Below are 12,380 nucleotides of genomic sequence, written 5' to 3' on the forward strand. Positions count from 1 at the left end.
CCGGGGAGCGGATAGGCTGCCAGACGTGCGGGAACAGATCAGCTCAGCGTCGAAGGTCGTCGTCAAGGTCGGCTCTTCCTCGCTCACCACCCCTCAGGGCATGATCGACGTGGATCGCGTCGACGCCCTGGTCGACGTGCTGGCGGCGCGGCGCCGTACCGGGACGCAGATCGTCCTGGTCTCCTCGGGAGCGATCGCGGCGGGCCTCGGCCCGCTCGGGCTGAGCGCGCGACCGCGTGACCTCGCGACCCAGCAGGCCGCCGCCTCCGTCGGGCAGGGCGTGCTGGTGGCCCGCTACACCTCCTCCTTCGCCCGCTACTCGCTGCGCGTGGGGCAGGTGCTGCTGACCGCCGACGACATGATGCGCCGCGCCCACCACGCCAACGCCCAGCGCACGCTCGCGCGGCTGCTGGAGCTGGGCATCGTCCCGATCGTCAACGAGAACGACACCGTGGCCACCGACGAGATCCGCTTCGGCGACAACGACCGGCTGGCGGCGCTGGTGGCTCACCTCATCCACGCCGACGCGCTGGTGCTGCTGTCCGACGTCGACGCGCTCTACGACGGCCCGCCCAGCCGCAGCGGCTCGCGCCGGCTGGCCGAGATCCGCGGCCCGGAGGACCTGGTCGGGGTCGAGCTGGGCCGCAACGGCGCGGCGGTCGGCACCGGCGGCATGGTGACCAAGGTGCAGGCGGCCAGGATCGCCACCGGCGCCGGCGTGCCCGTGGTGCTCACCGCGGCCGCTCACGCCGCCCAGGCGCTCAGCGGGGCCGACATCGGCACCTACTTCCACCCAGGCGGCCGTCATCCGGGCACGCGCCTGCTCTGGCTCGCGCACGCCACCACCGGGCGCGGCCGGCTCCACCTCGACGCAGGCGCGGTGGAGGCCATCGTCGGGCGGCGCAAGTCGCTGCTGCCCGCCGGCGTGACGTCGGTGGAGGGCGAGTTCGCCGCGGGCGATCCGGTCGATCTGTGCGGCCCGCAGGGGCTCGTGGTGGCCCGCGGCCTGGTGAACTTCGACGCCGTCGAGATCCCCGGCCTGCTGGGGCGCTCCACGAGGGAGCTGGCGAGCACGCTCGGTCCGGAATACGAACGCGAGCTCATCCACCGCGACGACATCGTCATACTGGAAACGCACAACTGAACCGCCCCGACGAGGGCCCCGCCCCGCCGCCGCCCGGCTCCCCGCCGGCGAACGCGGGGAGCGGGACGGCCATGGTGATGAGGGAAGAGCGATGAGCACAGAGTTCTTGAAGGTCGCCCAGGCGGCGCGAGAGGCCGCCGCCGAGCTGGCCCCGCTGCCGCGCGCGCCCAAGGACCGGGCGCTGCGGGCGATCGCCGACGCCCTGGTCGCCCACACGGCCCAGATCGTCGCGGCCAACGCCGAGGACGTCGAGCGGGCCAGGGCCCAGGGCACGTCCGAGGCCATGGTCGACCGGCTGCGACTCGACGAGGCCAGGATCGCCGCCGTCGCCGACGCCGTACGCGAGGTGGCCGACCTGCCCGACCCGGTCGGCGAGGTCGTACGCGGCTCGACGCTGCCCAACGGGCTGGAGCTGCGCCAGGTCAGGGTGCCGCTGGGCGTGATCGGCATCATCTACGAAGGCCGTCCCAACGTCACCGTCGACGCGGCCGCGCTCTGCCTCAAGAGCGGCAACGCGGCGCTGCTGCGCGGCTCGTCCAGCGCCTACTCCTCCAACACCGCCCTCGTCCGCATCATGCAGGAGGCCCTGGAGGACACCGAGGTGCCCGCCGGGGCCGTCCAGCTCGTGCCCGGCCAGACCCGCGACTCCGTCAAGGAGCTCATGCGGGCCAGAGGGCTGGTCGACGTGCTGATCCCGCGCGGCGGCGCGTCGCTGATCAACTCGGTGGTCGAGGAGTCCACGGTGCCGGTGATCGAGACCGGCGTCGGCAACTGCCATGTCTACGTGGACGCCGAGGCCGACGTCGACCTGGCCGTGCAGATCCTGCTCAACGCCAAGGCGCAGCGGCCGTCGGTGTGCAACGCCGCCGAGACGTTCCTGGTGCACGAGGACGTCGCCGCAGCGTTCGTGCCCAAGGCCCTGGAGGCGCTGCGCGAGGCGGGCGTGACCGTGCACGGCGACGAGCGGATCGCCGCTCACGGGCCGGGCGTCGTGCCCGCGACCGAGGACGACTTCTACGCCGAATACCTCTCGCTCGACATCGCCGCCGCCGTCGTCGGCTCGCTGGAGGAGGCGGTGGCCCACATCAGGCGCTACGGCTCCGCCCACACCGAGGCCATTGTCACCCGCTCGCAGCGGGCCGCCCGCAGGTTCGTCACGCTCGTCGACTCGGCGGCGGTGGCGGTCAACGCCTCCACCAGGTTCACCGACGGCGGAGAGTTCGGGTTCGGGGCGGAGATCGGCATCTCGACCCAGAAGCTGCACGCGCGCGGCCCGATGGGGCTGCCCGAGCTCACCTCGACCAAGTGGATCTATACGGGTGAGGGGCATTTGCGCACGTCAGAGGGTACGGTGGTGGCCGGTTAGTCGGCGTGTCGGCCTGACCGGCGCCATGCGCCGTAGGTTGACTGGGGGCCATGGAAATCGTCGTCGCCCTCGTCTTCTCGGCGGTGGTGCTGTTCGCCGCCGACCGGCTGCTGCTCTGGCTGGAGCGCCGCGGTCACGTCAACTGGCGCAGGAAGGGCCGTCGCCGGCTGTCGGAGGAGCCCACCGCGCGGCTCGACAGCATGCTCACCGATCACACTCGCGGATAATCCATCGGCGTGCCTCAAGCGGCAACTCGCGTACCGGCGCTAGGGTTGTGTCCCTTATGGCTGCGCCGGGCGGGGAGGGACGGTGAGCAAGCTCGGCAAGGTCGGGCCGTACACCCTGATCGAGCGGCTCGGCCGCGGCGGCATGGGTGAGGTCTACCTCGCCAGCGCCCGCCGTGGCGAGCAGGTCGCTCTCAAGGTTCTGCACGACCTGGCCGAGGACGAGACCTCACGCATCCGCCTGGAGCGTGAGGTGCGCGCGCTGCGCAGGGTCGAGAGCCCGTACGTCGCCAAGGTCCTCGACGCGGACCTGAACGGCGCGCGGCCGTACCTGGTCATGGAGCACATCGAGGGCGTCACGCTGCTCGACCAGGTGCGCCAGAGCGGCCCCCTCGACGTGGCCGGGCTCGTCGACATGGCCCAGGGCATCGCCGCCGCGCTCGCCATCATCCACGCGGCCGGTGTCGTCCATCGTGACCTCAAGCCCGGCAACATCATCATGGGCACGCAGGGGCCGGTGCTGATCGACTTCGGCATCGCCCAGGTGCTCGACGCGACCCGGCTCACCATGACCGGCACCTTCCTCGGCACGCCCGGCTACACCGCGCCGGAGATCTTCGCCGACGAGCACGTCGACTCGCCCGCCGATGTGCACGCCTGGGCGGCCACGGTGGCGTTCGCGGCGACCGGGCGGCCGACGTTCGGGCGCGGCACGGCCGAGGCGCAGATGTACGCGGTGCTGAACGGGCAGGCCGACCTCAAGGGCGTGCCGGTGGAACTGCTGCCGCTGGTACGGGCCGCGCTCAACCGGGAGCCGGGCAAACGGCCCACGGCGGCGCTGCTGGCCGACCGGCTGTCCAGGCTGGCTCGGGCCACCAACGCGACCGAGACCGAGCCGCCCGCGGGCGCCGCCGGGGAGGAGTCCGTACGCGGCCGCGCCACGGAGGAGCCGGCCGCGGCGCGGGGTGAAGCCAAGGCACGCAGCCGGCCCAACGCGCTGCCCGCCGAGGGGAAGGTGCCGCCGCCGCGCGGACGTACCGGCGGCAGGGTCGCTCCCGACAGTGCCGGCCGGGCCGGGGGGCGGGCCGCTGCCGAGGGGAGCGGGCGTACCGGCGGCCGGACCGCTTCTGACGGTGCCGGACGGGCCGGCGGCAGGGCTGCTCAGGAAGGCAGTGGGCGGACCGGTGGCCGGGCCGCGCCCGAAGGCACGGGGCGTGGCGCCGGGAGCAGGAGTGCGTCCGACGGCAAGAGTTCGGTGCCGGCGCGCAGCCGGGCCGAGGGCAAGGTGCCCGTGCCGCGCGGGCGGGCGGGCGGCGAGGCTAAGAACACCGGCCCGCGGGCCAAGATGGTCGCCTCGCGCCAGCGCACGGCCGCCGCCGTCAGGAGCCGGGCGGCCGCCGTCAAGCCGCAGGACAGGCGCGGCACCGGGCTGCGCGCGCAGTCGGCCACGACCCTGCCCGCGGGCAACGGCGCGCTGCTGCTGCTCGCGGTGCTGGCCGTGCCGTGCGTGGTGGCCTCGGTCATCTGGCCGATCGCCTCCATCGCGATCACGACCGTGTTCGTGGTGTTGACCAGGACCTTGTGGATGGGGCACTGGATGGTCAGGAAGCGCGGCTCGCGGCGTACGCGGGTGACGCTGCGCGTGTTGTCCTTTCCCGTCGCGCTGACCGGGGCGGCGGCGACCGCCGTGGTGTGGCCGGGCGTGCCGGTCGCGGTGGCCGCGGGCGGAGCGCTCTGGGCCACCGGCGGCGGGCAGATCGACGCCGACTGGTGGCAGCAGGCCGCGCCCGTAACGGTGGCGGGTGTGGTGTTCGGGATGTTGTGCGGCGGTATCACCGGGCGCGAGATCGAACGGATCGGGCAGCGGCTGCCTGATCTGCGCAGGGAAGGGTTGCGGGCGCTGGCCGTGCTGGGCGGGTTCGTCGCCTTGTGCGCGGCTGCCGTACGCGCCATCGCGCTGCTGCTCTGACCTGCCGCCGTACACGCCGGTCGTGCCATCGCTCTGACCTGCCGTCCGGCCTGTACTCCGGCTCGCCGTTCGGGCTGCGGTTCTGCGGAGGTCGCGGTGACGGGTTATCGCGCCCGCTGCTTCGGGCGGTGAAGGTTTTCCGCGGCCCGCCGCTGCGTGCGGCGGGCCGGCGCGGCGATCAAGCGGATCGGCCGCGCGGTGGCGATCCGGCTAGCCCTGGCCGCCGTCGCGGCGGGAGAAGCGGTTGAAGATGCGCTCGCCCGCGTTGACCGCGCCCTCGGCCACGTCGCGCAGGACGCCGATGAACGGGTCCTGCGACTGGGACCAGGACGCGCGGTAGGACTCGGCCGCCGCCTTGATCTCGTCGGTGACCCGCGCGTTGGGGTCGTCCTCCCTGCGCGGGTAGTCGCCGCCGATGATGCGGTCGTACTCGCCGCTGCGCTGCCACTTGTCCAGCTCCGCCACGCGGACGACCGCGAACGGGTGGGTGGTGCCGAGCAGGTTGAGTACCTTGAGGAAGCCGTCGCGAAGGTCGCCCGCGGTGTCGTATTCCTGGTACTGCTCCAGGAACGCCTCGATGTTCATCTCGTGGGTGTAGTCGCCGCCGGCGAGCTTCATCAGCGCGCGCTTGGCCGCCTCGGGGTTCTGCCCCGTGAGCAGGCCGCCGCGGTCGGAGGACAGCTCGGACTTGCGGTACCACTCCTCCAGGCCCGCGACGATCGCGCGCAGGCCGATGTAGCCGAGCGGGATCCAGGCGACGCGGGCGGCGAGGCGGGTGAGGATGTCGAGCATCGTCCGGTAGACCGCGTGCCCCGACAGGATGTGCGAGGTCTCGTGGCCGATGACGAAGCGCTGCTCCTCCTCGTTCATGAGGTTGAGCAGACCGGTGGTCACGACGATGAACGGGTCGTCGAAGCCGATGGCCTTGGCCTGGACCTGCGAGTCCTGCTGGACGTAGATCTCGGGGATCCGGTGCAGGTCGAGCGTGTAGGCGGCGTCGCGCCCCATGTCGTAGAGGGAGCGGAACTGAGTCTCGCTGACGCGCACCGCCGAGGCCAGGTACATCAGGCGCAGGCGGCGCTCGCTGACGAGACCGGACATCTGCTTGAGAACCGTGTCGAACCCACTCAACTTACGCAGAGCGACCAGGGCGGACCGGTCTGCGGGGTGTTCGTAGGCTCGGGACGAGATGCCGGGCAGTTGGACGCGGTTGCGGTCCGGGGTGGTCGTCATGCCCGGCATGCTACGTCCGCAACTGAAGTGATGCGCGGTCATCACGAAGGGGGGTCCCATCATGTTGTGATACAGCCCCCGCGTAAGGTCCGTTTCATGATGAACGCGCCTGGTGTGCAGGGGAAGCGGCGAGTAGGTGTGATGGGTGGGACTTTCGACCCCATCCACCACGGGCACCTCGTCGCCGCCAGCGAGGTGGCTCACCACTTTCAGCTTGACGAGGTCGTCTTCGTACCGACCGGACGGCCGTACCAGAAGTCCGGGCGTGAGGTGTCCGCCCCGGAGGACCGCTATCTGATGACGGTCATCGCGACCGCGTCGAACCCCCGCTTCTCCGTCAGCAGGGTGGACGTGGATCGGCCGGGGCCGACGTTCACGATCGACACATTGCGCGACATCGCGGAAATCTACGGCCCCCAGGTCGACCTGTACTTCATCACCGGCGCCGACGCGCTCGGCGCGATACTCGGCTGGCAGGAGGCCGACGAGCTCTTCGAGCTCGCCCATTTCGTCGGCTGTACGCGTCCCGGGCACACCCTGCACGACCCCGGCCTGCCGGAAGGCCGGGTGACGTTGCTGGAAATCCCCGCGCTGGCCATTTCCTCGTCAGAGTGTCGTCAGCGCGTGGCAAAGGGCGAGCCCATTTGGTATCTGGTGCCCGACGGAATCGTCCAGTACATCAACAAGCGCGGCCTCTATCAGGGGGCCTGAACAAGCCTGTCGTGGCGTAGGTGAGGGGTTTCGGGCTGGAAGGGTACCCTCAATATATGGGCATGCTGCCGACACAGGAGGACAGACCCGCATCGTGACCGCATCTGACAGATCCGTCCAGCTCGTGCGCATCGCCGCGGAAGCCGCGGCCGACAAGCTGGCCGATGACATCCTCGCGTACGACGTGAGCGAACAGCTCGTCATCACCGACGCCTTCCTGCTCTGCTCCGCCACCAACGACCGCCAGGTCCGCGCCATCGTCGACGAGATCGAGGAGCGGCTGCGCACCGAGGCCGACGCCAAGCCCGTCCGCCGTGAGGGCGAGCGCGAAGGGCGCTGGGTGCTGCTCGACTACATCGACATCGTCGTGCACGTCCAGCACGAGGAAGACCGTACCTTCTACGCGCTTGAGCGCCTGTGGAAGGACTGCCCGGCCATCGCGCTGCCGGAGAGCGTCCTTCAGGCCAACCTCCAGCGGGCGCGCGCGTGAGCGAACCGACCATCACCGGACCCGGCAGTGACACTCATCCCGATTTCGAGCGTCCCGGCGAGGAATCTGCATGAGCAAGAGGATCGTGTGTCTGCGTCACGGGCAGACACTGTGGAACGTCGAGCAGCGATTCCAAGGTCACTCCGACATCCCCCTCGACGAAACCGGCGTCGCGCAGGCCGCGAGGGCGGCCTCGCTGCTCGCCTCGCTACGGCCCACCCTGATCGTCTCCTCCGACCTGCAGCGGGCCAACGACACCGCGCTGGCGCTGGGGCGCATCGTCGGGCTGGAGGTGGCCGTCGACAAGGACTTCCGCGAGCGCGGCGGAGGTCAGTGGGAGGGGCTGACACGCGAGGAGATCGCCGCGCGCTGGCCCCACGAGTACGCGGCGTGGGAGGCGCCGGACGGCGAACCCGTCACCGACGTGGCCGGGAGGGTGGCCGGCGCGATGCGTCGCTGGGCTTCCCGGCTCGATGACGACGGGCTGCTGGTCGTGGCCTCACACGGGGCCGCGCTGCGGCTCGGGATCTGCGAACTGCTCGGGCTGCCCGAGGAGCTGTGGCCGGCCCTGGGCGGGCTCGGCAACTGCTCCTGGTCTGTGCTGCAGGAAGGGCGCAGAGGGTGGCGGCTGCTGGAGCACAACGCCGGCACCCTGCCGGAGCCGGTGCACAGCGACGACAAGCCCGAAGCCGAGGTGTGAGCGCGGTTCGTACGGCTCGGGGGCCGTACGGGCTTCCGCGCGCCTTGCTGCTGTGCCTCTGTGGCTTGAGGATGGGCGATTAGGTGAATCGGGGCGGATGGCTATATGCTCTCGGAGCGCCGCAACGGGTGGACTCGAAGCGGTGACCAGGGGCTATGGCGCAGTTGGTAGCGCGCCTCCATGGCATGGAGGAGGTCTGGGGTTCGAATCCCCATAGCTCCACACGATCGAACCGCCTCTGCCTGGTGACGGGCAGGGGCGGTTTTGTGTTGTTCGTGGACGTACGGGGCTTCGGGTGTGATCTGAGTCCTGGTCGTTGTCCCCGTTCGGGGGAGTGCCCTGATCACGGTGTGGTGGCGGGTCGCTGTCGCTGAGCGTAGGGGTGGGGCGGTCAAGGTGATCGCCGGCTGGGGACTCCTGGGGTGGCTCCGGCGCGCCGGAGATGCCGAGCAAGACACGGGCGGGGCACGTTGGTGCTGCTCTTCGCTGGTGCTGCTCTCCGTTGGATTGTGCTGAGGTGACCGCTCTGCGGGTGTGCGACGTGGGCTTCGACGCAGGGACGCTCACCGTGGGACGCGACCCGGCCCAGGCCGCCCGCGAGGGTCCCGCACAGAGAAGCTGCGGAGGGTGAGAGCCCTGGGAGTCGCAGAGGGCGGGAGCCCGGAAATCCATGGCGGGCGGGAGCCCTGAAAACGCGCCGGGGGCGGGAGTTCTGACTTGCACGCTGCCTCCCACGCCCTGGAAGTGCTTGCTGCACAGGCGCGAAGCGAAGGGCAGAACGAAACGGGGCGAGTCGGCTGTTGGTTCCGCTCCTGTCGGCACGGTGGGTCATTGGGGCTGTGGGGTCGGCTATTCCGATGCCGGACTGCCGGCACCGCACGTTGTGCCTGTCTGGTGGGGTGCTGCGCCTTGCGTCGGCCTGGGCGGTGCCGTATCTCGTGTCCGCCTGGACGGCGCCATGCCTCGTGCCTGCCTGGACAGCGCAGTATCTCGCGCTCGCCTGGACGGCGGCGTACCCCGTGCCCGCCTGGACAGTTCCGGGCCTCGTGTCTGCATGGGCCGCGATGCCTTCGACGCTGCCACCTGTGGCTGTTCGGCCTGGCTCGCCGCCTGCAACCACCCCGGTCTCGATCCCTGTATCCATAAAACGCAACGGATCAGACGCTATCCGGATATTGGCGCCGGCGGCCTCACCGCTAGCCTCCCTCAGGGTGGGGGAGACGGGCGTAGAAAGCATGATGGCGCTCGGCGCGGACGGTGCCGATTCATTGCTCTGCGCTTTTCTCGGTGGATTGAGTCCTGGTCGGCGGCGCTGCTGAGAAATGTGGTTACCCAGGACCGGATTCGGTGCCGTGGGCTCATGTCGCGGAGTTGCCGCAACGCGATGGGGATCCCCACCCCATGGCAGGAAGTGTGCGCACTTGGAAACAAGAATGGGGGGGTGCCATGACTATCAGGATTTGCAGGGTGAAGCCGGTGAAGGCGACCAGCGAGCCGACGGGTAGCTGACGTCGGAGTGTTTCCGGTGAGGGCGGTCCGTCCTCTACCGGAAACACTCCGACTATCACGTCGAACCGGGGTTGCTGAACAATGCTCGCGAAAATGGCTGGCCGTAGGCGAATTCCCTGCCGGAGAGCGTGTGGGAACGCGCCTCCGACTATCTTGTCGTCGTCTGCGATCCGGGCAGGCAGTGCTTGGTTTCGCGTACCGGTCTTTATCTGGCGAATTTCCTGGTGGTGGTCAGGAGAAGACGACCGACCTGAGGAAGAGCCTGTCGGAGCCCCTGCCGCCGGGGCGGAGTGAGTAGTAGGGGCCGGAGCAGTCGGGGCCCATGAAGAGGGTGGCGGTGGAGTCGGTGTCGTTGCGCGGGGTGTGTGCGCTCTCGTCGGAGTAGCGGATCTCAGGGATGTCGATGCACGCACCGCTCCTCGGGTGGTGCAGGTGGCCGGCGCCCGTGCCGTACGAGGCGGGGAAGCTGTAGGCGAACGTGCCTGTGGCCGCGACGGCCGGGAAGGACGGCGCCAGCGTCAGGGTCAGGGCGGAGAGGGCGATGGTGGCGGTGCGAGCGATCATGTGGCTCGTCCCTTTCGTGGGGTGGACGCTTTGGGCGAGCTCACATCTTATGGCTACTGAGAGTAATCATGCCGCTACCGATGTTCGTGGTCAGCGGCCCTTTTCGTAGACGAGGAGGCCGCGTGACAGGTGCAGGGGGACCAGGATCAGCTCGACCAGGAGGGCCTTCCAGGCGTAGTAGAGGTTGACGGCCTTGTTGAGGTAGACGAAGGGCAGGTTGAACAGGACCTTGCCCACGGGGAGGCGGCGGCGTCTGGCCGCGTAGAGGAGGGCCGGCACGGTGAGGAGCAGTTCGCCGCCCGCCCACCAGGCCAGCGTGCGGGTCGCCGGCTCGTGCATCGCCAGGGTCAGGACCAGCGGGGTCGCCCACCACAGCGGGGCCAGGAGGATCTCCAGCAGGGCGATGACGATCCAGGTGGCGAGCATGGGCTTGCGGACGAGCAGGCGCGGGAGGTGGAGGCGGACGTTCTGCATGAAGCCGGCCATCCAGCGCCAGACCTGCTTGCGGAGGTAGGTCAGGCTCTCCGGGTCGGCGGCCCAGGCGACGGCGCCGGAGACGTAGACCGCCCGGTGGCCGTCACCCTGCTGGGTCCAGGTGTAGTCCATGTCCTCGACGATGGTGCGCTCGGGGAAGCCGCCGGATTCGGCGAGGGTCGTGCGTCTGAACGCCGAGCAGCAACCCGAGCAGACCATCGGGCTGTTCGCGAGTTGCTGGATCGGCCGGTGCCAGTGGAAGCCGAAGAGGTATTCGGTGGATCTGCCTCGCTCCCACGGGGTGCGGGCGAACCTCGTCTGCACGTTGCCCGCCGCCACGTTGACGGCCGGGTCGGTGAAGGCGGGCTTGATGCGCTCGATGTAGTCGGGGGCCAGGACGGTGTCGGCGTCCACGGCCAGGACCAGGTCGGTGTCGCAGTGGGGGAGTGCGTGGTTCTGGGCTTTGGCCTTGCTGCCCAGGTTGCGCGGTGGGCGTAGCACGGTGACGCCGTAGGAGGTGGCCACCTCTCCTGTGCGGTCGGTCGAGCCGTCGTCGACCACGATGATCTTCTCTGGGGGGGTCGATTGGGCCTGGATGGAGCGCAAGGTGGCGGGCAGGCCCTGCTCCTCGTTGTGGGCGGGGATGATGACGGTGACCGTCAGCGGCGGGGTGGGCGTGGGCGCCGTTTGGGTGCTCATCTGTCGCGACGCCTCCGCAGCTTGGGGGCGATCAGGGCGATCAGTCCTACCATCGCGTAGATGAGCAGGCTGAAGCCGAGCGTGGGCGGGCCTCCGGGCATCCTCTTGCCTTCCTTCCTTGTCGTGATGGGGGCGGCGGCGTGGTGTTGCCGTGCGGGTATGAGGATGCATTTCGGCGGTGGGGTGGGATGGGGCCGAATCGGGTTCTGTGGATGGAGGGTGTGGGGAGGTGGCCACCTGTGGATGGCGGGTGGTGGATGGGATTGCGGGTGGTTATTGCAGGTGTTGGTGGGTGATAACGGGTGTTGGTGGGTGGCGGGCGGTGGAGAGTGCCGGGGTGGGCGGCCAGTCGCCCGGTGGTGTCGCCGCTGATGGGTTGGCGACTGCAAGGGCGTTGAAGCGGGCGCGGTGGGCGGATGCGAGGGAGAGGGCAGCGTGGAGGAGTGATGATCGTGGCGGTGTCACCGTGGGTGCCCTGAGTGGGGGCAGGGTGATGGCAGCGTGAAGGAATGACGACTGCGGGGGTGCCGCTGTGGGTGCGGTGAGCGGAGGTCGGGGCGACTGGCGGCGTTGAGGAGCGACGGCTGTGGGGACGTGGCCGACGTTGGTGCGGAGGTGCACGGTGGGAGGGGCGCTGCTTACGTGGAGAAGGTGGGAGGGTCGCCGCTTGGGTGGGGAGTCGGTGGGAGAGTTGCTGCTTGCGTGGGGAAGCGGCGGGAGGGTCGCTGCTTGCGTGGGGAAAGGGTGAGGGCCGGGCCGTGAGTGTGGCCCGGCCCTCGAAGTGGGGTCAGTGTTGGACGGCCTGGCGGTGGGCTGCTCTGCTGGCGGGGAGGGCGGTCAGGCTGAGTACGACCGTGAGGACCCCGATGACCCAGGACGTCCACGACGCCCCCTGGCCCTGCGTGTACGTGATGGCCCACGGCGCGATGAACAGCAGCACGCCCCACAGGGCGTTGAGCCATTCCGTCGCCACGACGCCCGGGTTGGCGAGGGCGACGATGGACGTGAGCACGATGAGGGCACCCAGGACGATCAGTGAGGGGGCGGCGCCCGACGCGCCGGCGACCCAGATCGGGGAGAGTGCCGCGTAGAGGCCGGCGACCAGGGTGGCCCAGTCCTGCCAGCGTGACCATGCCTTCATGAGAACCTCCGCTTGGTGCATATGCGAGAGGCTGGCCTTTTGGTCAGTCGATTACGTGAAACTTCATGGGACGTGCGGTGATTCCCGGGTGGGTGGGGGTCAGGGCGACATGGTGATGTGATATTCGTCACGCCGTTGGCGGCGCACTTCGGGCAT

At 70.0% G+C, this 12,380-nt stretch carries 11 protein-coding genes and 1 tRNA gene; 8 read left to right on the forward strand and 4 right to left on the reverse strand.

Annotation, left to right across the window (positions count from 1 at the left end):
* The first annotated feature begins 16 nt into the window (after positions 1-16).
* The 4 genes from proB (at position 17) to AB0C27_RS14535 (ending at position 4,703) form a co-directional block, all read left to right on the forward strand.
* Positions 17-1,144, forward strand: coding sequence for a glutamate 5-kinase (gene proB, locus AB0C27_RS14520; RefSeq protein WP_357845243.1), 1,128 nt, complete (start codon positions 17-19; stop codon positions 1,142-1,144).
* A gap of 91 nt (positions 1,145-1,235) precedes the next feature.
* Entirely contained in the window at positions 1,236-2,510 is a 1,275-nt protein-coding gene (locus AB0C27_RS14525; protein WP_357843151.1) for a glutamate-5-semialdehyde dehydrogenase, read from the forward strand.
* A 50-nt stretch (positions 2,511-2,560) separates the two neighbouring features.
* A complete protein-coding gene (locus AB0C27_RS14530) occupies positions 2,561-2,737 on the forward strand; it encodes a hypothetical protein (RefSeq protein ID WP_346115274.1) in 177 nt (58 codons plus the stop codon).
* Between the two features lie 82 nt (positions 2,738-2,819).
* Positions 2,820-4,703 carry a serine/threonine-protein kinase gene (locus AB0C27_RS14535; RefSeq protein ID WP_357843155.1) on the forward strand — a complete coding sequence of 628 codons (1,884 nt, stop codon included), beginning with the start codon at positions 2,820-2,822 and terminating at the stop codon, positions 4,701-4,703.
* A gap of 210 nt (positions 4,704-4,913) precedes the next feature.
* On the opposite strand, the gene AB0C27_RS14540 is transcribed toward AB0C27_RS14535, so the two are convergent.
* A complete protein-coding gene (locus AB0C27_RS14540; protein WP_346102637.1) occupies positions 4,914-5,936 on the reverse strand; it encodes a M48 family metallopeptidase in 1,023 nt (340 codons plus the stop codon).
* 96 nt (positions 5,937-6,032) lie between these two features.
* On the opposite strand from AB0C27_RS14540, the gene nadD reads away from it, so the two are divergent.
* The 4 genes from nadD (at position 6,033) to AB0C27_RS14560 (ending at position 8,059) form a co-directional block, all read left to right on the forward strand.
* Positions 6,033-6,647, forward strand: a complete 615-nt coding sequence (gene nadD, locus AB0C27_RS14545) for a nicotinate-nucleotide adenylyltransferase (protein ID WP_346102639.1) — start codon at positions 6,033-6,035, stop codon at positions 6,645-6,647.
* A gap of 94 nt (positions 6,648-6,741) precedes the next feature.
* Positions 6,742-7,137, forward strand: a complete 396-nt coding sequence (rsfS, locus tag AB0C27_RS14550) for a ribosome silencing factor (protein ID WP_106250478.1) — start codon at positions 6,742-6,744, stop codon at positions 7,135-7,137.
* Positions 7,138-7,207: 70 nt separating this feature from the next.
* Positions 7,208-7,837, forward strand: a complete 630-nt coding sequence (locus tag AB0C27_RS14555; RefSeq protein WP_357843160.1) for a histidine phosphatase family protein — start codon at positions 7,208-7,210, stop codon at positions 7,835-7,837.
* Between the two features lie 149 nt (positions 7,838-7,986).
* A tRNA-Ala gene (locus AB0C27_RS14560) sits at positions 7,987-8,059 on the forward strand.
* A 1,518-nt stretch (positions 8,060-9,577) separates the two neighbouring features.
* Here AB0C27_RS14560 and AB0C27_RS14565 read toward each other — a convergent pair.
* The 3 genes from AB0C27_RS14565 to AB0C27_RS14575 form a co-directional block, all read right to left on the reverse strand.
* A complete protein-coding gene (locus tag AB0C27_RS14565) occupies positions 9,578-9,910 on the reverse strand; it encodes a hypothetical protein (RefSeq protein WP_357843163.1) in 333 nt (110 codons plus the stop codon).
* A 90-nt stretch (positions 9,911-10,000) separates the two neighbouring features.
* On the reverse strand, positions 10,001-11,083 hold the full coding sequence (locus AB0C27_RS14570) for a glycosyltransferase family 2 protein (RefSeq protein ID WP_357843166.1): 1,083 nt from the start codon (positions 11,081-11,083) through the stop codon (positions 10,001-10,003).
* A gap of 787 nt (positions 11,084-11,870) precedes the next feature.
* Positions 11,871-12,224, reverse strand: coding sequence for an SPW repeat protein (locus AB0C27_RS14575; protein ID WP_357843169.1), 354 nt, complete (start codon positions 12,222-12,224; stop codon positions 11,871-11,873).
* Between the last annotated feature and the right edge of the window lie 156 nt (positions 12,225-12,380).

Origin of the sequence: Nonomuraea sp. NPDC048882 (assembly GCF_040649755.1) — a bacterium.
Classification (GTDB): Bacteria; Actinomycetota; Actinomycetes; order Streptosporangiales; family Streptosporangiaceae; genus Nonomuraea; species Nonomuraea maheshkhaliensis.

Bases quoted from the DNA above. Each gene is read 5' to 3' on its own strand.
- AB0C27_RS14575 (WP_357843169.1), bottom strand. From the start codon at position 12,224: ATGAAGGCATGGTCACGCTGGCAGGACTGGGCCACCCTGGTCGCCGGC.
- AB0C27_RS14565 (WP_357843163.1), bottom strand. From the start codon at position 9,910: ATGATCGCTCGCACCGCCACCATCGCCCTCTCCGCCCTGACCCTGACG.
- AB0C27_RS14555 (WP_357843160.1), top strand. From the start codon at position 7,208: ATGAGCAAGAGGATCGTGTGTCTGCGTCACGGGCAGACACTGTGGAAC.
- AB0C27_RS14525 (WP_357843151.1), top strand. From the start codon at position 1,236: ATGAGCACAGAGTTCTTGAAGGTCGCCCAGGCGGCGCGAGAGGCCGCC.
- AB0C27_RS14570 (WP_357843166.1), bottom strand. From the start codon at position 11,083: ATGAGCACCCAAACGGCGCCCACGCCCACCCCGCCGCTGACGGTCACC.
- AB0C27_RS14540 (WP_346102637.1), bottom strand. From the start codon at position 5,936: ATGACGACCACCCCGGACCGCAACCGCGTCCAACTGCCCGGCATCTCG.
- AB0C27_RS14530 (WP_346115274.1), top strand. From the start codon at position 2,561: ATGGAAATCGTCGTCGCCCTCGTCTTCTCGGCGGTGGTGCTGTTCGCC.
- nadD (WP_346102639.1), top strand. From the start codon at position 6,033: ATGATGAACGCGCCTGGTGTGCAGGGGAAGCGGCGAGTAGGTGTGATG.